The 19,400-nt window shown below is 53.7% G+C and carries 18 protein-coding genes; 10 read left to right on the top strand and 8 right to left on the bottom strand.

Annotated features, from left to right (window positions below):
* Positions 1–266: 266 nt before the first annotated feature.
* The gene (locus tag KTH_RS23480; RefSeq protein WP_497621343.1) at positions 267–794 is read left to right on the top strand and encodes a PadR family transcriptional regulator; all 528 of its coding nucleotides are present in this window, start codon (positions 267–269) and stop codon (positions 792–794) included.
* Here KTH_RS23480 and KTH_RS23485 read toward each other — a convergent pair.
* On the bottom strand, positions 783–1,466 hold the full coding sequence (locus KTH_RS23485) for a hypothetical protein (protein ID WP_497621345.1): 684 nt from the start codon (positions 1,464–1,466) through the stop codon (positions 783–785). The two genes, KTH_RS23480 and KTH_RS23485, sit on opposite strands and share 12 nt — an antisense overlap.
* A 282-nt stretch (positions 1,467–1,748) precedes the next feature.
* On the opposite strand from KTH_RS23485, the gene KTH_RS23490 reads away from it, so the two are divergent.
* On the top strand, positions 1,749–2,237 hold the full coding sequence (locus KTH_RS23490) for a hypothetical protein (RefSeq protein ID WP_111324476.1): 489 nt from the start codon (positions 1,749–1,751) through the stop codon (positions 2,235–2,237).
* Between the two features lie 364 nt (positions 2,238–2,601).
* Here the strand turns inward: KTH_RS23490 and KTH_RS23495 are convergent, their stop codons facing one another.
* Positions 2,602–3,780 carry a carboxylate-amine ligase gene (locus tag KTH_RS23495; RefSeq protein ID WP_497621347.1) on the bottom strand — a complete coding sequence of 393 codons (1,179 nt, stop codon included), beginning with the start codon at positions 3,778–3,780 and terminating at the stop codon, positions 2,602–2,604.
* Positions 3,781–3,929: 149 nt separating this feature from the next.
* Complete coding sequence (locus tag KTH_RS23500; protein WP_497621349.1) at positions 3,930–4,172, bottom strand: hypothetical protein; 243 nt, start codon at positions 4,170–4,172, stop codon at positions 3,930–3,932.
* 69 nt (positions 4,173–4,241) lie between these two features.
* Here KTH_RS23500 and KTH_RS23505 point away from each other — a divergent pair, with 69 nt between their 5' ends.
* Both KTH_RS23505 and KTH_RS23510 read left to right on the top strand, forming a co-directional pair.
* The gene (locus tag KTH_RS23505) at positions 4,242–4,520 is read left to right on the top strand and encodes an Lrp/AsnC family transcriptional regulator (RefSeq protein WP_111324477.1); all 279 of its coding nucleotides are present in this window, start codon (positions 4,242–4,244) and stop codon (positions 4,518–4,520) included.
* A 6-nt stretch (positions 4,521–4,526) separates the two neighbouring features.
* A complete protein-coding gene (locus KTH_RS23510; RefSeq protein WP_111324478.1) occupies positions 4,527–5,117 on the top strand; it encodes a GNAT family N-acetyltransferase in 591 nt (196 codons plus the stop codon).
* Here the strand turns inward: KTH_RS23510 and KTH_RS23515 are convergent, their stop codons facing one another.
* Positions 5,118–5,933, bottom strand: a complete 816-nt coding sequence (locus KTH_RS23515; RefSeq protein ID WP_111324479.1) for a site-2 protease family protein — start codon at positions 5,931–5,933, stop codon at positions 5,118–5,120.
* Between the two features lie 321 nt (positions 5,934–6,254).
* Between KTH_RS23515 and KTH_RS23520 the strand changes: the two genes are divergently transcribed.
* Entirely contained in the window at positions 6,255–8,312 is a 2,058-nt protein-coding gene (locus KTH_RS23520) for a pectinesterase family protein (protein ID WP_497621351.1), read from the top strand.
* Positions 8,313–8,357: 45 nt separating this feature from the next.
* Here KTH_RS23520 and KTH_RS23525 read toward each other — a convergent pair whose 3' ends face one another.
* The 3 genes from KTH_RS23525 to KTH_RS23535 all read right to left on the bottom strand — a co-directional run bounded on the left by KTH_RS23525 (position 8,358) and on the right by KTH_RS23535 (position 11,455).
* Positions 8,358–9,353 carry a Gfo/Idh/MocA family protein gene (locus KTH_RS23525; RefSeq protein WP_497621353.1) on the bottom strand — a complete coding sequence of 332 codons (996 nt, stop codon included), beginning with the start codon at positions 9,351–9,353 and terminating at the stop codon, positions 8,358–8,360.
* Between the two features lie 67 nt (positions 9,354–9,420).
* Entirely contained in the window at positions 9,421–10,416 is a 996-nt protein-coding gene (locus tag KTH_RS23530; protein ID WP_249033470.1) for a helix-turn-helix transcriptional regulator, read from the bottom strand.
* A 19-nt stretch (positions 10,417–10,435) separates the two neighbouring features.
* Positions 10,436–11,455, bottom strand: a complete 1,020-nt coding sequence (locus tag KTH_RS23535) for a Gfo/Idh/MocA family protein (protein WP_111324483.1) — start codon at positions 11,453–11,455, stop codon at positions 10,436–10,438.
* A gap of 267 nt (positions 11,456–11,722) precedes the next feature.
* On the opposite strand from KTH_RS23535, the gene KTH_RS23540 reads away from it, so the two are divergent.
* The 4 genes from KTH_RS23540 (at position 11,723) to KTH_RS23555 (ending at position 17,985) form a co-directional block, all read left to right on the top strand.
* Positions 11,723–13,375, top strand: a complete 1,653-nt coding sequence (locus KTH_RS23540; protein ID WP_497621356.1) for an acetolactate synthase — start codon at positions 11,723–11,725, stop codon at positions 13,373–13,375.
* Positions 13,376–13,620: 245 nt separating this feature from the next.
* Positions 13,621–16,422 carry a BACON domain-containing protein gene (locus KTH_RS23545; RefSeq protein ID WP_497621358.1) on the top strand — a complete coding sequence of 934 codons (2,802 nt, stop codon included), beginning with the start codon at positions 13,621–13,623 and terminating at the stop codon, positions 16,420–16,422.
* 45 nt (positions 16,423–16,467) lie between these two features.
* Positions 16,468–17,073, top strand: coding sequence for an SMC-Scp complex subunit ScpB (gene scpB, locus KTH_RS23550; protein ID WP_497621359.1), 606 nt, complete (start codon positions 16,468–16,470; stop codon positions 17,071–17,073).
* A gap of 36 nt (positions 17,074–17,109) precedes the next feature.
* The gene (locus tag KTH_RS23555) at positions 17,110–17,985 is read left to right on the top strand and encodes a deoxyribonuclease IV (protein WP_497621360.1); all 876 of its coding nucleotides are present in this window, start codon (positions 17,110–17,112) and stop codon (positions 17,983–17,985) included.
* 34 nt (positions 17,986–18,019) lie between these two features.
* Here the strand turns inward: KTH_RS23555 and yjjX are convergent, their stop codons facing one another.
* On the bottom strand, positions 18,020–18,550 hold the full coding sequence (gene yjjX / locus KTH_RS23560) for an inosine/xanthosine triphosphatase (RefSeq protein ID WP_497621362.1): 531 nt from the start codon (positions 18,548–18,550) through the stop codon (positions 18,020–18,022).
* A 421-nt stretch (positions 18,551–18,971) separates the two neighbouring features.
* Here yjjX and KTH_RS23565 point away from each other — a divergent pair, with 421 nt between their 5' ends.
* On the top strand, positions 18,972–19,262 hold the full coding sequence (locus tag KTH_RS23565) for a hypothetical protein (protein WP_111324489.1): 291 nt from the start codon (positions 18,972–18,974) through the stop codon (positions 19,260–19,262).
* Positions 19,263–19,400 lie beyond the last annotated feature (138 nt).

A 19,400-nucleotide genomic window follows, 5' to 3' on the forward strand; every position in this document is an offset into this window, starting at 1 on the left:
CCGCCAGGGGAGAAAAGGAAGTGGAAAACGTACGCAGAAAAATGACTACTCTCTCCAATAGTAGTAGCCTGTTGTTCTATTTGCGTCGTATTTCCGCCGCATAAGCCTGACGCTGTCGCTTATGCGGCTTTTCTTATCATGAGGAGAACTGCTTGTTGGCTGGTATTCATAGATAGGACTATGCCATATCGAAATGCTGTCTGTCAAGAGAATAGCTATCCGATGCGCTGCTGTCGTGTGATAAAATCGGGTACGGGAGGGATGATATGCAGATACGAGAGCCAGCAGAGTACGCAATCCTTGGCCTGCTGAGCGAGCAGCCAATGCATGGATATGAGATGTTTCAACGGTTCGAGCATGGCACACTGGGTGAAATCGTGCACCTGGAGATGAGCCAGATGTATGCGTTTCTCAAAAAGCTGGAGCGGCTTGAGGCGATTGAGGCGGTCATTGAGAAGCAGGGAGCGCGTCCACCACGCAAGATCTTCCATCTGACCGAGCGGGGGCGAGCAACCTTTACAGCCTGGCTAACGCAGCCAGTGGAGAAGCCGCGGGACATTCGGATTCTCTTTTTAATCAAACTCTATTTTCTCTTGCGCCTGCATCCCGAACGAGCCGAGATGCTGATAGAGGAACAGATTCAGGCCTGCGAGCGCTTCCTGAGCTATCTACAGTCGCGTCAGAACGAGGGTGAACCCTTTTTTGATCATGTTGTTTTGCGCAGTCGCATCTATCAAACGCAGGCGCTCCTTGAATGGTTGCGAGAGCTACGCGCTATGCGGCTACAGCAGTGACGCCAGCCGGAGATGGAAGCGCGGGTTATAATCTTTGTCGCAACTGCTACAGGAGACCGGTTGCGAATAGCGGCGGGCGCGTGGATATTGCTTCTTACAGTGCGGGCACTCATACAGGTAGCGCAGGGGCCGTGCCGCTCTGCGGGCCTTTTCCCGTCGTTGACCTTCTTCATGGAGCAGGGCGCGGAGCTCTTCCAGACTATAACCGGTAATGGCCGCTTCCTCAACGGCGATCGCATCGAAGCCGTGATGTCGGTGGCGCCGTGGGGTGCCATTGACGCGATCGGCCAGATGAATTAGTTCATGTGCAATTGTGACTTCAATTGACTGTGGCTGCATATCAGGTTCAATAAAGATCAGATGCCAGTGGACGGGGGCCATCGTATGGGGAGAACCGGAGGTCGGGCGCTGAGCGTCGGCGCGTTGGGTGCTCAGATAGCAATAACAGCCAAGCACGAGCGGGTTGAGCCGCTTCCCTGTCCACCGCGCAAACTCCCGTCGATCCTGGGTCATAGCCAGAAACGAAAGTTCTGCTGTGGGAAGAGCCAGTTTCTCCCAGTAATGGATCAGCCAGCGCAGAAGCGTTTGAGTATCCCCATGAATGATTGGTTCATCCTGTTGAGGTGGCGGCGCAGGAGCGCTTTTCTTTCTAGCGCGTGGGGCGGTGGTCATATCTCTCCTTCTTACGATTCAGGTGACGAAACGGCATGCAGGATAGAACGTGATGAGCGTTACCGCTGTTTTCGCCTGCATCCCTGCAAAGACACGTGCGAGAGTGATAGTAGTTTCCAGTATATCAAGCAGGAAGATGAGGTGCAAGTGTAGGCTGTGTTGTGTGTCAGTTTAGATCAGCGTTTTTTGCTGAAGGTATTCTTGACACTACATGTATACGGTCGTAAGATGAGGGCAAAGTAATCAGAACCAGTCCTCCGTTCTGTTAAGGAGCCACACGCGATGTCATTTCAAATTTGCATCAAAACGGCAAAAAGCCTTCGTCAACTCGCCTCTGAGATACGGGATGTGCTCTCTTTGCCACCTTTTACTGAGAGCGTCTTTGATGGCGCGCCCTATTGTCAGTTTGAGGTGCTTGGCATGCTGATTCTGCTGCATGAAACCGAGAAAGAGGAGCGAGACCCGGAGGTCAGTGACTTTCCCTATGCATTTGATCTGCAAGCAGCCTTTATGGAACATGATCTCAATACTGATCCAATGGAAGAATTGCTTCAGCCATATTATGCTCAGTTGCTTTCATTTCATCTGAATGTTGAGACGGCGTATAGAGAAAAGAAACAGATCGGGCAACACTGGCAGGTACGCTATTGCTACCTGCAAAAGAATCCGCAGTGGGATGGCTCGGTTCTTTTTGGTGAGGCCGGTTGGGAGCCAGCGGTCAGACGAACGGCGGTGAGCCCCTGGCGAACGATGCTCCCTCCTGCTCGATGATGACTTTGTGCATGTGTGATTCTGGCTTTTCTCCTTACCCGGTTGGCATTCTTACGGACGTCGGTTCTTTGACAGGCCCACAGCGCTGCGCCCGGCAGCAGCCATAGAGTTGTATCTTGTTAAGAATACCTGGCTGGAGTGCTTGGATAGAGTGCTCAGAGCGTACTCCAAACAGAGCACGTGCTTCTCTACAAATACTCTCTACTGCTACTGCGGCGAGCATCGCTGCCGTCGCCAAGAAGCGACTGACTATGGATGGTAGTGCATGCTCTATGCTGCTTTCATCGTTCCCTGTGTCTGCATTCGTGCGTGGCTGTTCTCCGGTCAACAGAGGGCCACGGTGCTACCGGGACAATGAAATACTCTAGACGATATCGATGGCTGTTTGCTCTATAATGTAGTCAACAACCGCTTCAAGGTGGTGATTGCGCTGATAGACGCGTCGCTGCCGTTTTGCGCCATTTCCTTCTCGTAGGACCTTTTCCACCTGTCGCGTGACGGCATCCCAATCTCCAAAGAGTTCAAGTGAAGGACGAATCCTGGCAAGGAGTTTTTCAACCAGTTGGTAGGCGGGGACAGCTTCTTCTGTTTCAAGGTCAACAAGTTCGGCATCTAACCCATAGCGAGCCGCACGCCAGTGGGCGACACGCAGGAGTTCCTGACGGGCCGGGAAGAATGGCTCATTGTTCAGGACTTTTTGATAGCAGGTATGAAGCAGAGCACGAGCCATCCCTGCCAGCATAATCGCCTCGTTAATGGTCAGGCAGACATCGGCAACACGGATCTCAATTGTAGGAAAGCGCTCGGAAAGGCGCATATCCCAATAAATCTTTGTTGGATCGGTGATGCAGTTTGTTTTGACGAGGGACTGAAGCAGGGACTCATATTCTTCAAGCGAGGAGAAAATCTGCGGGGGTCCTGATTGTGGCCAGCGGGACCACTGGGTAGAGCGAAAGCTGTCATAACCGGTATCTGTCCCCCACCAAAACGGTGAACTGGCACTGATTGCCAGCAAGCTCGCCAGCCAGATACGGGCATGGTTCATCACCTGTATGCCAATACGTCGATTCGGGATGCCAACATGAATATGACAGCCGAGAATAGATTGCTCGCGGGCAATCTGCTGGAAGTCGCGTTCGAGCGCAAGGTAACGCTCCTGTGGCGTAATCATCTGTCGGGACCAGTGAGAGAAGGGATGTGAGCCCGATGAGGCGATACGACAATCAAACCGAGAGGCTGCATCGATCACTCCTTTACGCAAGCGAACGAGGTGTTGCTTTGCCTCATTCAGCGTGGAACAGATAGGTGTGGCAATCTCTATCTGCGAGAGATGAATTTCAAACTGAACATCATTGCCCAGGATCTTTTTAGCTTCCTGGATCACCGGTTCAGCCTGTGAACTCATGTCACGCGTCAGAGGATCGATGATCTGGTATTCTTCTTCGACACCGAAAGAGAAGTGTTCCGGCGAGAGCATGCAGGACGCCTCCTGTAGGAAGGTTGTAACATTTTGCATTGTACGAGGTAACGATGTGTCAACCATGATAAAGTAGCCTCCTTTTGTGTCCCCCTTTATTTGTACAACTAATTGGGCATCGGTAGCAAGAGAGGGAGCGGCTTTTACCTTGATTGAACTAAAAAGAGAGATAGAGTAGTATATTTGGAAAGAAACGGGTTGATGTGAAACTCCTGTTAGAACGGTATACGCACTATAACCCGAGTGAGATTCAGCGGCCTTACTGGCGTATTGTATCGTACAATCATTAATACGTTTGATTGGAGTTGTTGGTTTGCATATCGCGCTTGAGCGCCAACATATTCGTTTCCTTCGAGGTCGCTTTTGCTGTGCTTCATCTTGCCTCGATTGGTATCCACGTGATACAGTACTGCATGGAGATGATGCCAGAAACGCCCGAGGAGAGAAGCAGTATCCATGTATCAGTGTTTTTGTATGGCATCAGATAAGGGTGTTTTCTTTTTCGTTTCTATCACGGAGGATCTGCTATGGTCAGTGCAATCGTTTTGATGAATGTGCAGCGAGGGGAGGTCAATGAGACGGCGCAGCGGTTGCTGGAGATAGAAGGGGTATCTGAAGTGTATTCGGTGACTGGAGAGTACGATCTTGTTGCGATCGTTCGTGTGCCGCGCTATGAAGATCTGGCGACTGTAGTGACCGGTCGAATGCCGCAGATAACGGCTATTCTCAAGACGCACACTCTGACTGCCTTTCAATGCTATTCAAAAGCCGACTTACAACAGGCCTGGGATCTGGGGATCGAGTAGGAAGGTATGTTGCTACACACTGAGCGCCTGGTATTACGTGAATTTGTGCGGTCCGATTGGCGAGCCGTGCTTCGTTACCAGGCCCACCCGTTATATTTGCGCTACACCCCCTGGACAGAGCGGACAGAGGCGGATGTGCGCAGTTTTGTCAATATGTTCCTGAGCTGGCAACGTGAGCGCCCTCGTTTACGCTTTCAGTTCGCGATGGAACTGGATGGACAGCTCATCGGCAATTGTGGGATTCGCACGAATATGCAGCAGCCCTGGGAGGCGAATATTGGCTATGAGCTGGATAGCCGCTATTGGGGAAGAGGCTATGCCACCGAGGCTGCCCGTGAATTGCTGCGGTTCGGCTTTGAGGAATTGCGCTTCCATCGTATTTGTGCGCAGTGTATCGCGGAAAATCTGGCTTCCGCTCATGTCCTTGAACGAATCGGCATGAAGCGGGAGGGGCATTTGCGCGAAAACGAGTGGATGCGCGGGCGCTGGTGGGATACGCTGGAATATGCCATTCTGGAGAGCGAATGGAAAGCGCTGTATTACCCCGCAAACGATTCGCCTGAGCGTGAATATTCTCCCCTGCTCTATGGCGGATGACTAGGGGAGAACCTGATTGATATAGTTCAGCAGTGAGGATGTGGTCCACCATCCATACCCTAACGCGACGGCGAGTAGCAGATAAATACAGGCGATCAGCAGCCGTTGCTTGACCGAAATCGGGTCAAGTGGAAGTTGGGGCTTGCGAAAACTGACAATCGTCATCGTGACGCTGATCAACAGGAGCAGGAGCGTCAGCAGGCTGAACGCGATCAGCAAGGGCGACGAGAGGTTAAAGGTATCCTTGAGTAGGATCAGCCCCAGTGGTAACCCGAGCACGAATGACCAGCGCCAGAGAATCGGGGCCACACGCCCGCCATCCAGCGGCTGAAGCGGGAGCAAATTCAAGAGATTGAGATAAAAGCCGACATAGGAGAGCACCAGCCACATACGCGCATGCCCGAAGAGAAAGCATAGGTGTAGATCGAGCGGATCAGACGGGAAAAAGAACTGCGTGGGACAATCCTGTGAACTGGCATACATCGCCATTGCGTAACAAAAAGCGGCTCCCAGACCACCAAAAAAGGGACCAGAGAGCGCGATGAGTGCTACATCCTCCGCCTTGCGTATCGGGGGAATCGCCACAAACGCGCCAAGTAGCGGGATAAAGAAGGGGCCGCGTGTCGGGATGCGCTTCAACCAGAGCACGATCAAATGACCGAGCTCATGCAATAGGAGTATACCCATAATACTCAGGGCCACAAACCATGAGCGAAAAAGGAGCTGCATCACCAGCACGCTGACAAGAATCGAGGCTGGTGGGAGACCGTATTTGATCCACGGGCGCATCGTCCGTGAGCGAAAGAGCTTTTTCATGCGGGGTATGCCTCCGCCGGGTTGCTCTCTTCGGACATGGGTTTCTCCTCTTCGATGAATCATAGTGGTGGGGAAAAGGGTTCGTTGAGAAAAACAGAATCGATCTCTTTTTATGTTCCGGGCACATTCATGCTGAGAACGTCTGGAAGGTTTCCCCTGTGACCGTTGCTGAGTTCTTCATATTATACCTTCTCTGGTCTCCTTTGCTCAATGCTTCTTTTTTGGGGGCGAGAACGCTGCGCGAAACACTTGTAATACAGGATCGGTAAAGCTACAATGGAGAAAACCACCACTGGAATAACCGTCCCAATGGAGCAAGGAATGCAACAGGTACGATTTTGCCCGCATTGTGGTGCCACGGTACAACGGGTCAATGCTCGCTTTTGTGAAACCTGTCACCAATCTCTCTATGTTACCCCGACTCTTTCTCTGGCAGGCGCTCTGCCGCAGGGCTTTGTACTGAAGCAGCGCTATCAGCTTGAGGGGAAACTGGGAGAGGGCGGGTTCGCAGCCGTCTACAAGGCGCGTGATCTTGTGCTCAGTAACGCATGGAGAGCGATCAAGGAAATGTGTTCCCAGGGACAGGGAACCGACACGCGTGAAATTCGTCTGGCCGCCGATGCCTTTAAACAGGAAGCAACGTTGCTGGCTGGACTGATGCATCCCAACTTACCCCGGATCTATGATCATTTTGAGGAACAGGGTCACTGGTTCCTGGTGATGGACTATATCGAGGGCGAGACGCTTGAAAAATATTTGAGTCGTATGCCTGATCGAAAGCTCCCTCCGGAAACCGTTCTCCCCCTCGCGATCCAGCTCAGCACGGTTCTTGGCTACCTGCACAGTCAGCAGCCTCCCATTATTTTTCGTGATGTCAAGCCAGCAAATATTATGTTGACCGCGGATGGTCATCTCTATCTGATTGATTTTGGCATTGCGCGTCTCTTCAAGACCGACCAGGCCAGGGATACCATCGCGCTTGGTTCTCCCGGTTACGCGGCTCCTGAACAATATGGCAAAGCACAGACGGGCCCCCAGGCCGATATTTATGGGCTTGGCGCAACATTACATCACCTGCTCAGCGGGCGTGATCCAAGCGAAGAGCCTTTCCGGTTCCCGCCCTTACATTTGTCATCTCGCTGGCGGGGCCTGGAATATCTCATTGTCTGGATGGTTTCGGTTCGGCAAGAGGATCGACCGGCCAGCATGCAGGAGGTCAGGCAGGAATGTGAACGGCTGATGATGCAGGCCGGGATGAGAGCAGGACCACTTCCGGCATACGCACCGCTGTCTGTGGCACGCCCTCGGGTCGTTGTCGCAAAAGATGGGAGTGGAGACTTTCAAAGTATTCAGGAGGCGCTTGCCAGTGTCAGCGCCGGAACCCGGATCTGTATCAGGCCCGGTATCTATCAGGAAGCGCTTGTATTGAACAAGGAGGTGGAGCTTGTTGGCGAGGGCATAGCAGAGCAGGTGATCCTCTCAAATCAATATACAAGCTGTATTCGTATGCGCACGTCCCGGGCGACGGTCAAAAACCTGACCATTCGAGGCGAGGCCAGCGAGGCAGCTATAGAGGTGGGTCAGGGCGTGTTGCATCTGGAATATTGTGATCTCTCCGCCACAGTGTATACCGCGCTGGAGGTGGAGGGGCAGGATGCCAGAGTTGTGCTGCGACGCTGTAAAGTCCATAACGGAGGCTGGAAGGGCGTGGTGCTCTATAACTATGCTCGCGGTCGGCTTGAGGATTGCGACATCTACCAGAACGAGCAGGCAGGGCTCTCGATCTGGATGCATGCCGGCCTTGAACTCAAAAACTGTCGTGTGCATGAGTGCGCTGGAAATGGAATTGAGATCAGCGAGCAGAGCTTTTGCATGATTGAGAATTGCGAGTTTTTTCAAAACGATCTGCTCGATGTAATTGCTGAGCTGGATGGTAAGGTAGAGATCAAGGGGAGCCGCCTGCACGCGAGCGCTTCAGGGATCGTGATACGCGATCAAGGCGAAGGCGTGATTGAGAACTGCGAGGTCTATGGTCACGCCTTAGACGAGATACGAGTGTGCTGGGGCGGCAAGTTGACTGCTCGGGAAAGCCGTTTCTACGAGGGGAAACAGTGCGGTTTGCGGGTGCATGCTGGAGGAAGCGCCAGTCTTTCCGCTTGCCGGATTTATGCCAATCAGCACAAGGGCATTGATGTGGCCTTTGAGAGCAGCGCTGAGATCAAAAACTGCTGGCTGTATGATGGCGGAAACGATGGTATCTGCATTCGGGAGGGTGGCACCGCCACGATTGAAGCCTGCTATTTTCGCGGCAATGCCTTGCAGCCGATTCGTGAGGAAGAGGGGAGCCATGTCTACAAGGAGGCGATCACCCTGGAATAGAGGGAGAGAAAACGAGCTTTTCGCCTTCTCTCCTGAACGTTCTGCTTAGATCTCGATGGTGCGCTTCTCTTTGGCCGAGCGATAGGCTCCGAGAATAATCTTCAAGACGTTGATTCCGTCTTCCTCGTTGTTGATCGGGCGGCGGTTCTCTTTCAAGCAGTCTACGAAATCAGCAATTTCCGCGTCAAAGGTGCTGATCGTTGGCTGCTTGACCGTAATGGTTTCAGGGGGATTGCTCATGCGCATTTTGTAGGTGACGTCTTTCCCCTGACTGTAGACATAGCCGCGCTGTGCGACGATAGAGAACTTCTCGGTGTTGTCGCTTGGCTCATAGGCCCAACTGGTCACGATGTTACCGACAATGCCATTTTCAAAGCGGACCAGCACCTGAGCGGAGTCTTCGCCGTCCATAAAGTGCAGGCGATGGTTACTTAGCATTGCGGTGACCTCAACTGGCTTACTGTTTGCCAGATAGAGTAACAGGTATGTGGGGTGGTAGCCTGTATCGATAAGTTCGCCGCCACCAATGAACTCGCGGTTGGCACGCCAGCCAATTGTGCTCGGATCAAAGCTATGGTAGAACGAATCGGTGGTGCGAATCTCATAGACGTCACCCAATGTGCCACCCGCGACCATCCGCCGGGCATATTGCACCGCAGGCAGGAAAAGCTGATTGTGAGCGCACATCAGCGTTACCCCGTTATCGTCTACCGCTCGTTTCACTGCTTCGGCCTCATCGAGAGTGAGACAGAGCGGCTTTTCGCAGAGAATATGTTTGCCCGCGTTGGCGGCTGCCACAATCGCGTCTTTGTGCAGGTGATGAGGAAGGCAGATGTCCACTGCTGTGATGTCGGCCTTGTCCAGCATCTCCTTGAGATCCGTGAAGACGGTCGCGCCGCCTGCCAGTTCCGCACAGCGTCGAGCATTCTCTTCCACGATGTCACAGACTGCTGTAACCTGCGCGTCAGGAAGCTTGTTATACCCGTTGATGTGCGGGGTAGCAATTCCGCCACAACCAATGATGCCAATTTTAACTGTCATGCTGTTCTCCTCTCAAGATCAAGCCTGTAAGCGTTGATGCATTCCTTTTTGTGTGTCCTGATTTCATCTATTTTTGCCGCTGTTGCTCTCGATAATGGGCGGGTGTCACCCCCAAGTGCTTCTTAAACACATAGTGCAGATAGCTCCCGCTTGAGAAGCCATGAAGCGCGGCCAGTTCCTTAACGGTCAGATCCGTATGGGTGAGCGATAGACAGACCTGGGTCAGCCGATAGTGTTCCAGATAGCTGCTAAAGGTCTCATTCGCATACTCGCGAATTATTCGCTGTAGCTGGCGACTTCCGATGCGCAATTCGTCCGCGACCTCTTTCAGTGTCAGCGGGCTGGCGTAGTTATCGCGGATATACTGCGTTGCCAGTTGGTAGCGATAGGCGTTCATGTTGCGGGCGGGCAGCGTCGGCTGAAGGGACTGGTGAACCCGCGCAGCTCGAAGCAAAATCTGAATAATCGCCTGGCGAATGGTCGTAAACGCTCCAAACTCACGCTCTTGCCATGCCTGATAGGCCGTAAGAAACCAGTGCATCGCGTTATAGCTGTCCAGGGTTGGCGTGGCGGGCATTGCCTGGAGTTGTCGCATGCACGCATCAGCCTCCGCCATTTCCCACCGGTTACCCCAGTCCTCGGGGGTTTCCGGGCCATGCTCCGCTTCAAGCGGAACAATGTTGACATGCAAACAGAGCTCATACATCGGGTCTTGCTGGTCTGATATCTGCTGATGCAGGACCTGCGGCCCTGTCAGATAGAACATCCCTGTATGCAGCGGAAAGGAGCCTTCCTGCAAAAAGACGACTCCTTTTCCTCGTGGGATAAAGTGGAACTCATAATCCCGGTGCTTGTGATATGGGATGACATAGCCAGCAGGAAACGATATGAGATGGCAGCGGAGTACCTGGATGCCATAACGGCCCCAACGGAAACGCAGGTCAAGTCTATCAAGCGCGTCCGGTTCTTCCTGCATCTGAGCAAAGAGGAAGGAGCGCGGTTGTGAACTGCGTCCCGCTGGATACATAGTCTGCTCTTTTCGGATGGTACTCGCAGTGTTCACCGGATCTGGAAACCCTTCGTTAACGTGCCAGCTCGTCTAATACTATCGGTCGTTTCTGCTGCGCCGAGAGGTTAGATGCCTCCATAAGCGTAGTCAGGTCAAGCGCCATCTGGATATTCTCTGTGGCGGTTGTATTTTCCTGGATATGGGTGATCCATTGCGCGAACGGGCGCGGCTGATCTTCCGGTAGGTTGGTAATCACCTCCCAGTGCTTCCCGCCTTCAATCTTCGGGCTGCGCACATGCAACTCGCGTTCGGGCAGGCCATAGAGGATGCTTCCCTCTGTGCCATGAATTTCAATGCTGAAAGGGGAGAAGCGATTGACAAAACCAGCCTCTACAACGCCGATGGCCCCATCAGGATAGTGCAGCGTCGCGACCGCGTTATCTTCAACCTCGCGTCCGGTAACATAGCCATAGTGGGCGCTGACACTCTCTGGCATGCGGCCCATGAACAGGCGTGCCAGATACATCGGATGGCAGCCCAGATCAATCAGCGCTCCGCCTCCACACTGCTCTTTGCTAAAGAAGTGCGCGGGCAGCCAGCCATTGGGTGCTTGCTCTGTGGGAATCGCGCCATTATGAGAAAGGCGAGTGCGCACCAGCGTAATTTCACCGATCAGGTTGCGTTCTAATAGACCCAGAATCGCCCGGGTATAGCCGTCATAGAGCCGGGGCAGTGAGACGGTGAGCTTGACGCCAGCACGAGCCACTTCCTGGATAATCTCATTGCACTCATGCAGGGTAGTTGCGACCACTTTTTCGGTGAAGATGTGCTTTCCGGCCCGAGCGGCGGCCAGCATTACTTCACGGTGCATCGTAGTTGGCGTATCAATAATGACGCCGTCAATGTCGGGCTGAGACAGGAGTTCGTCGAGATCCTCATAGAATTTGACCCCGAGCCGCTCGGCCCATTGTCTTCCTCTTTCCGGTTGCTCGTCCCAGGCTGCAACAATTTCGACATCGGGATGTTTCTGCGCCTGAGTGGCATAGTCCTGGGCGTGAACATGCCAGAAACTGATCATCGCAACACGAATCATTGAGTAAAAAGCTCCTTTGAAATTGCGACCTAGCACAACAGTATACTACTCATTTTATATCGACGTACTGTCTATTACAATCCAGAGAGACGACAGGCTGTGTGCAATATTGCGACAAAGAGGGTTTTCTAAGGGATAAGGTGTCCTTGTTGTGAATTGTTAGCCCGCTAACACGCAAAGTCTCGCCTCGTGCGGTATCATGGTCAAAGAGAAGAGAAGATCGCCAGATTCGCGCTATACGCTTTCAATGATGAAAGGAGCTGATCTATGGCAATCATGCACGGGGGCTGGATTGTGGCGAAAGCCTTAAAGCGTGAGGGGGTGGAGGTCGTCTTCACCCTGAGCGGCGGGCATATCGCGGCCATCTATGATGGATGTGTGCGCGAAGGCATCCGAGTGGTGGATACCCGGCATGAACAAGCGGCGGTGCATGCCGCGGAAGGGTGGGCAAAGTGTACACGCAAGCCGGGGGTGGCGCTCCTGACGGCGGGCCCGGGCGTGACCAATGGTGTTACCGGAATCGCCAATGCCGCTCTTGCTGGAACTCCCCTGCTGGTGATAGGTGGCGCTGCTCCTCTTGATACGTGGGATCGCGGCGCGTTACAGGAGATGCCACAGCTTGATTTTCTGCGCCCCATGACCAAGTGGGCGCGAACGGTCCATGAAACCACCCGTCTCGGAGAGTATGTGGCGACGGCCTTTCGACAGATGGTGAACGGGAAACCCGGTCCCGTGTTTCTGGAAATGCCGATGAATGTTCTCAATCGACTATTTGACACTGAGAATGAGCCCTATATTGATTCAGGTGATCCCGCAGTGTATCGACCGGCCTGTCGTGCAAGGCCCGAGCAAGCCGCTATCGAGCGTGCAGCGGCACTGCTGGAAAAGGCGCAAACGCCAGTGATTATGGCAGGTTCTGCGGTCTGGTGGTGCGATGCCGCCGACCAGTTACGCGCTTTTGCCGAAAAGGCACAGGCTCCAGTATTTCTGAACGGCGCGGGACGTGGCTGCCTCCCTCCTGACCATCCGCTCTTTTTCAATGCTGTTCGACGGAAGGCGCTGGAAAACGCTGACCTGATTGTGGCGATTGGCACGCGCATGGACTTTCGTCTGAACCATGGGCAGCCGCCATTAATTCCGCGGGACGCTCGTTTTATCTGGCTTGATCTGGCGGGCGAAGATATCGGGGTCAATCGGGGCGCTGATGTGGGGCTGGTGGGAGATGTGGGGCTCAGTCTGTGGGAGCTGACAGGAGCGATCACCCCCTTACAGCAGAGGACATGGCTTGCTTCTCTGCGCGAACAGGAACAGCAGGCACGTGAACGTGAGAGCGCCGCGCTCAACTCCGATGCCGTCCCTATTCATCCGCTGCGCTTCTGCCGCGAGATTCGCGATTTCCTCGATGATCGAACAACCGTGATTGGCGATGGTGGTGATATTGTCAGCTATGCTGCCCGGGTGATTCAGGTATCGCGTCCCGGTTACTGGCTGGATGCCGGCCCAATGGGCTGTCTGGGCACCGGCACAGGCTATGCTATGGCGGCGCAACTGGCACGGCCCACTGAAAAGGTACTGATTATCCACGGCGATGGCGCTTTCGGTTTTCATGGTATGGAATTTGAAAGTATGGTCCGGCAACGCTTGCCAGTTGTCACCGTGATCGGCAATGATGGTGCATGGAGCCAGATCAAGCATCCTCAAAAGGCGTTGATCGGGCATACCACGGCTGCGGAACTGGCTCCGGGAATTCGGTATGATAAGCTTGTTGAGGCGCTTGGTGGTTATGGAGAGCTGGTAGAGCGTCCGCAAGATATTCGTCCGGCTCTAGAGCGGGCTTTTGCCTCCGGTCGTCCTGCCTGCGTTAATGTGTTGATTGACCCTGAGAAGCCCTATGGGCGTTCAACACAAGTCGCTGTATAGCGAACGGTTCGGGAGGAAGCTACTTCATGCCGCTTCCTCCTTTTCTTCTGCCTTCCTCTAAACACCCCTACCAATGCACGCTACAAAGAAAGAGAGATGGAGCATGTATGTTGACAGGTTTCAATGTGCTCACGTACAATGGGTGATGAGACTGTAAATGTGTTGAAAACGCCTATTTCCCGCGTAATGAAAAATTGAAATAGATATTTGCTTGAATGTTATGGAAGCAGGGAGATACCTCCTTCATGGTGGGAACGTATTGTCCGCATTGCGCTAATGAGATCTCCGCTGTGATGGGCCGTTGCCTTGTTTGCGGAAGCGAGATTGAAAAGGTTGAGCGGCAAAAAGAGGCTTTCGTACTGGAGGAGGCTCCGACGCTTCATCTGGACGATATTGCCTCTCTGGCAGATCTTGCTGAAGTCCCGATCGAGATTATTGCTCGTCCCGGTGCTGAAGAGACATCAGCAGGAAAGCGCCGTATCACTGCATACCTGGCAGATGATCCGCTCTTGCCCGATACAAATATTGATATTTCGGCGATTGGCGGGACGTGGCATAAAGAGGTGAAGCCTTCTCCGAACCGGGCTCAGGCTACTTATCCGCCACGGCCAACATCTGCGCCTTTTGAAAAAGGACCGTTTCGCCCGCACTGGTACCAGCATTTCCGTCCCGGTCTGTTCGCGTGGATCAGCTTTGTGTTGATGATTATGCTGGTGCTTGGAGGCGCTTTCGGGATCTTTATTGCATTGGGACAGGGAACTGCGAACACGTCTGATCCCGGGGGGCTGACGCTCCAGATCACGCCCGGGCGTGTGGCGGTTGGAGCAACCATTACCCTGCGTGGTACACGTTTTACGCCAAATGGGCGCATTGCTCTGTCACGTGATACCCACATCCCGCTTGTGGATACTTCGGGCGAAAGTACGATTCAGGCCGATGCACAGGGGAATTTCACGGACACCGTGGTGATTACGTCCGATTGGAAGGGGGGAACGCATGTCGTCAATGCCGAGGATGCGCAAACGCATAAGATGGCGACGTTCCCGGTTATTGTGTCTGGTAAGGGGAGCTCCGCCGGTCCTGCGCACCTGAATCTCTCAGTTGATACGCTGGATATGGGGGCCGAGGATGCCCTGACTAACACGACGCGTACCATTTCACTGCTGAATACTGGTGGCGGCCAGATTACCTGGAAAGGACAGAGCAAGCAAAAGTGGTTGCTTGTCTCGCCGAGTAGCGGGATGTTCGCCAGCGGCCAGAGCGCACGCATTACAATTGCGGTCGATCGTTCTGAATTGGAGGCGGGCAAGTATCAGGGAGAGTTGACCTTTACCTCAAATGCCGGAACCGTGGTGCTTCCCGTCAAAATGGAGGTGCTTCCTGTCGCGACCACGAATAGCGGGAAGATGGAGCTGTCTCCGGTTCTCCTCTCGTTCTCTGCTACCGATGGCGGACCCTCACCGGCTCCTCAGCAGATCACGCTCAGCAATGCTGGCCTGTCGGCGTTCTCCTGGACCGCGCACTCGGATGCGAACTGGTTGAGTGTTTCACCGCAGACACGTACGCTCTATAGTGGCGAAAGCGCGTCACTCAAAGTGGCAGTCAATACCACGACGCTGCTTCCGGGGACTTATCACGGGACAATACGGTTTATTGCAGCGGAGGACCCACCCGGCTCCCCACAGGTACTTAATGTGACGGTCACGGTTCTGCCGCGCTGTAACCTTGAGATCAATCCTGCACTGCTCTCGTTTGATAGCATTCTGTATGAGGATGCGCCCGCAAAGCAGATGCTTACGTTGGGTGGCTCTACTGGCTGTTCTGCCCCACTTGACTGGAAGATCAGCAGCAGCGCGAAATGGCTGACGTTTGATCGGGCCAGCGGTTCGACAAAGGATTATAAGACGGTTGGTATTGGCGTGAACACAAAGGGAATGCAGCCCGGTACCTATGAGGGTGAGCTGTTGTTCCACACCGCGGCAGGAACGCGTGCGGTTCCGGTCACACTCACGATCAGACTGGGCTCGACTCCTGCAATGGAGGTATCACCTCAGCAGATCGCGGTCAGCGCAATCTGGGGTGCAGGAAACACGGAAACGGTCCCGTTGACGATTACCAATACCGGTGGCGGGGTGTTGCATTGGAACGCCAGCGCCAGTTCTGGTGTCTGGATGACGCTTTCTCAGACCTCGGGCACGTTAGAGGCCGGGCAGTCTATAAGCATTCGCGTCAGTGCCAGCACCAGCGCCATTGAGCAGCCCGGAACGTATGAGGACAGTATCACCATTACCGCAACCGATCAGGCCGGGAAGGCCATCAAGGATGCGATGACGGTGCCGGTCAGCTTTGAGGTTCAGGCTCCTTGCAGTATCACCGCCACACCTTCTACGATTGCCTTTGAGCAGGGGGCCAATGGCTCGACAACGCTGACCCTGACGCTGAGCGAAGCCGGAAGCTGTGCCAATCCATTGCGCTGGACCGCGCAGGCAAGCGGGAAGTGGCTCTCTGTTACGCCGTCCAGCGGGCAACTGAGCCCTGATGCTGCCGCTGTTTTGAATGTCACGGCTTCATCGACCGGTTTAGATGCGGGTACCTATCAAGGAAATATCCTGCTCAGCGCCGTTGATAGCGTAACCGAAATGCCGGTCGGAACGGCGCTCAACGTCGCTGTTTCGCTGAATGTGCAGGCTCTTTGCACGCTGCAAGCACCGCAGCCCGGTTCGCTCTCGTTCTTGATCAATCAAGGCTCAAATGTGGAGCCGCGGACGCTCTCAATCGCGCTGAGTAGTGGCTGCAACTCGGTAACGGTAAACGCACATGTGACTCCTGAGGTGAACTGGCTCTCCGTCTCTCCTGAACAGGTTCAGGCAACGGAGAGCGGGGCCTTTTTCACTGTCTCGTTTACCACTGCGACCTTGCCCCCTGGTACCTATACTACAACGCTTCTGCTGCAAGGAGCAGGGGGCGAGCAACAGGTTCCTGTTGTGCTGGTTGTGGTAGCGTTGCCTACCCCTACCATTACTCTTCCTTCTCCTACTCTTCTCTAAACATCTTCGCAGGGCAATCTCTGCTGTGATATACTTGGCTCACATATGGAAACGCGAGCGCTGAACGAGAAACATCAACCTGTGGTGCCGGATGAGAGAACTCTAGGCGCGATTATCGAAAGCCTGCTTTTTGTCTCGGGCAGGCCTCTACAGCGAGCGGAATTGCGCAAGCTCCTGGATATCAATGACACACGTTTACAGGCTGCTTTACAGGCTCTGGAAACCGATCTACTCCAGCACAAAAGGGGACTCCGCTTGCAGCAAATGGGCGAGCAGGTGCAGCTTGTTACTGCTCCCGAACACTCAAAGTATGTAGCTGCGTTGCTTGGTTTGCCGTTGTCCGCGAAATTGACGACGGCTGCCCTGGAAACGCTTGCGGTGGTGGCTTATCGCCAGCCCATTACACGGAGCCAGATTGAGGCGATTCGCGGGGTGAACAGTGATCGGGCACTGGCCAGCCTGCTACAACATGGTCTGGTAGAAGAGGTGGGACGCGCTCCAACCCTGGGCCGTCCAGCTCTGTTTGCGACCACTGCTGAGTTTTTACAGCAATTTGGCTTGACCAGCCTGGAAGAGCTGCCTCATGTGCAGCTAAGGGTGCAACAGACAGCAGAGGATGAAACGCGCTCAAGTGTGTCACCGCCGGAATAGGGTGGCGCGAGAAGAGAACGAGAGGAGCCTGGTGTTATGCGTATAGGGCGACATATGCCCACTAATTCAAAGCCGGTACAGGCGGCTGAAATAGCCCATCGGATTGGCTGCAATGCCATTCAGATCTTCGCGAGTAACCCAACCGGGTGGAAGCCCCCTGCACTTGATCCCGAGGGGAGCCAGGCGTTTGCTGCTGCGACGCGAATGCTGGATCTCGACCCGGTTGTCTTGCATGCCCCATACCTGATTAATCTGGGGTCATCGGACGCGACAAACCGAGAAAAATCGATCTCCCTGTTGTCCTGGACGCTACAACGTGGGGAACTACTGGGGGCGAAATATGTGGTTTTTCATACGGGTAGCCATCGAGGCGCAGGCGTTGAGGCTGGTCTGCGTCTGATCGCGGATGGTATCACAGCGGTGATGGAGCAGACGCCGGAGAGCGTGATGCTGCTGCTGGAAAATGATGTCGGAGCCGGGCACTCCATCGGGAGTCGCTTTGAGAATCTGGCGGCTATTCTGGAGATGTTGCCACAGTATCAGCAGCGGTTAGGCGTCTGTCTTGATACCGCTCATCTCTGGGGAGCAGGCTTTGATATTGGCACTCCAGAAGGCAGCACCCGGGTGCTACAGCATTTTCAGGAGACCGTCGGCCTGCATAGGCTGAAAGTGCTCCACTTGAATGATACGCTCAAAGCATTGGGAAGCCATCGTGATGTACATGCTCGTCTGGGCGAAGGGATTATCGGTGAGGCCGGTTTGCGAACTCTGCTAACAGATCCGCGTCTGGCCCATGTGGCGGTGTTGATGGAGACCCCGATCAAGAAGGACGAACATGAGAAAGAGGATTGGACGCATGACGCAACACAGATCGCGAAGGCGAAGAGCCTGTGCCTGCCGCTAAGTGTCTGATGAGGAGAGGCCGGAACCGGGGTTCCGGCCTCCATTAAAACAGTTCAGGGCTGAGAAAACGGGCTAGAGCCGAAAGCACTCCTTGTGTGTAGCCTGTGGTCCGGGTCACCGCGTTTTGCGTCAGCAGGCCGAAATAGCCATCGCCTTGCTTGCTGTTCTCCTGATGAAAGAGCCGATCACAGATATCGCCCAGTTCCATACCTTCCTGAATAAAGCGCATCACTCTCTCCGGGGTTGCCATTGCAATCGTGGCGCCGATACCCTCACGGCCCGCCGCGTCAATAACGACGATCCAGCCGGTATTAAACCATGCATCTCCGACCTGAAAGAGTCCGCCTTCCAGACCGACTCCATAGTCTGCCTTGAGGGTCTGTAATGCTTTACGGGCCCGGTTTCGTGCGCCGGTGATGCATTCCTCGTTGCTCATAGGCTGTGCCGACACATCTGATGTGACTGAAACACCTTCGATCTGCCATATGCTCTCAGGCCAGACCTGTTGAAAAGCCTGGTGCACTGCGGCAATTTTGACCGGGTTTGTAGAACCCACTGCGACGAATGTATTCACACGTTTCCTCCTGAGGTTATTAACTAGGTAGATTCTGTGGTGTTAAGGTCTTAAATGTCAATATCACCAGCCTGAGAAGTGGGTTTCTCGCGGCTCGTTTCGCGCCGGCACAAAGATAGATTTCTCTGTGCGGATTCTGAATGCCTGTTCGCTGGAGTCGGATTCATCAATGAATAAACTGTCATTCTAGGGAAAGGCGTTTTGTTTCACGATATATCAGGGTATTTCCTTGTAAAGAGGTGACGCCGCTATTACCATTAAAATATATTTAACAAGAGAAATTACGTCGAAAAACGTATTGACAATACTATAGCGCTCTGTTAAAGTAAGGTCAACGGAAATACGTAATCCGTTCACAATCGCGTTGATAGAAGCGAGAGTGTACTTTTATGATTTTTTGATTTGTAAGGAGAAAGTGGGAATGGCAGGTGCTTATAACATCGACGTCGAGAATTTGACCGTTCTGGTTTCGAGTCTCGCAAACGTCCAGGCCAACCTTTTGAATAATTTGAAGGATATTCAGGTCCTTTCCAATATTGCGAACAATGCTCTGTCCGGCAACAACATTCTTGGCGTCCAGGATACCCTGAATAGCTGGATCGTAACCCTGGGCAGCGTTGTTGACCAGATGGGTGGCGCACATAACGCGCTGAGCAGCCTGCTGGCCGACACCCAGGGACATATGAGCAAGCTCAATCAGTTGGGCGTCTAGTTGGTCCCTATGTGCTGAAACGCACTCTCATGTATCGCACAACGTTTAGCCCTGGAGGGTTCGTCTAAAGAGATCCGTACAGGATCGCTCCCTCCGGGCTTACCGGTCCCTCCCATACCTTTTAGACGTGATTCATGT

The sequence above is a fragment of the Thermosporothrix sp. COM3 genome (genome assembly GCF_059696735.1).

What these genes read in the sequence shown, in the direction of transcription:
- KTH_RS23480 (WP_497621343.1), top strand. Translation starts at nt 267, where the DNA reads ATGCAGATACGAGAGCCAGCAGAGTACGCAATCCTTGGCCTGCTGAGC.
- KTH_RS23485 (WP_497621345.1), bottom strand. Translation starts at nt 1,466, where the DNA reads ATGACCACCGCCCCACGCGCTAGAAAGAAAAGCGCTCCTGCGCCGCCA.
- KTH_RS23490 (WP_111324476.1), top strand. Translation starts at nt 1,749, where the DNA reads ATGTCATTTCAAATTTGCATCAAAACGGCAAAAAGCCTTCGTCAACTC.
- KTH_RS23495 (WP_497621347.1), bottom strand. Translation starts at nt 3,780, where the DNA reads ATGGTTGACACATCGTTACCTCGTACAATGCAAAATGTTACAACCTTC.
- KTH_RS23500 (WP_497621349.1), bottom strand. Translation starts at nt 4,172, where the DNA reads ATGGATACTGCTTCTCTCCTCGGGCGTTTCTGGCATCATCTCCATGCA.
- KTH_RS23505 (WP_111324477.1), top strand. Translation starts at nt 4,242, where the DNA reads ATGGTCAGTGCAATCGTTTTGATGAATGTGCAGCGAGGGGAGGTCAAT.
- KTH_RS23510 (WP_111324478.1), top strand. Translation starts at nt 4,527, where the DNA reads ATGTTGCTACACACTGAGCGCCTGGTATTACGTGAATTTGTGCGGTCC.
- KTH_RS23515 (WP_111324479.1), bottom strand. Translation starts at nt 5,933, where the DNA reads ATGAAAAAGCTCTTTCGCTCACGGACGATGCGCCCGTGGATCAAATAC.
- KTH_RS23520 (WP_497621351.1), top strand. Translation starts at nt 6,255, where the DNA reads ATGCAACAGGTACGATTTTGCCCGCATTGTGGTGCCACGGTACAACGG.
- KTH_RS23525 (WP_497621353.1), bottom strand. Translation starts at nt 9,353, where the DNA reads ATGACAGTTAAAATTGGCATCATTGGTTGTGGCGGAATTGCTACCCCG.
- KTH_RS23535 (WP_111324483.1), bottom strand. Translation starts at nt 11,455, where the DNA reads ATGATTCGTGTTGCGATGATCAGTTTCTGGCATGTTCACGCCCAGGAC.
- KTH_RS23540 (WP_497621356.1), top strand. Translation starts at nt 11,723, where the DNA reads ATGGCAATCATGCACGGGGGCTGGATTGTGGCGAAAGCCTTAAAGCGT.
- KTH_RS23545 (WP_497621358.1), top strand. Translation starts at nt 13,621, where the DNA reads ATGGTGGGAACGTATTGTCCGCATTGCGCTAATGAGATCTCCGCTGTG.
- scpB (WP_497621359.1), top strand. Translation starts at nt 16,468, where the DNA reads ATGGAAACGCGAGCGCTGAACGAGAAACATCAACCTGTGGTGCCGGAT.
- KTH_RS23555 (WP_497621360.1), top strand. Translation starts at nt 17,110, where the DNA reads ATGCGTATAGGGCGACATATGCCCACTAATTCAAAGCCGGTACAGGCG.
- KTH_RS23565 (WP_111324489.1), top strand. Translation starts at nt 18,972, where the DNA reads ATGGCAGGTGCTTATAACATCGACGTCGAGAATTTGACCGTTCTGGTT.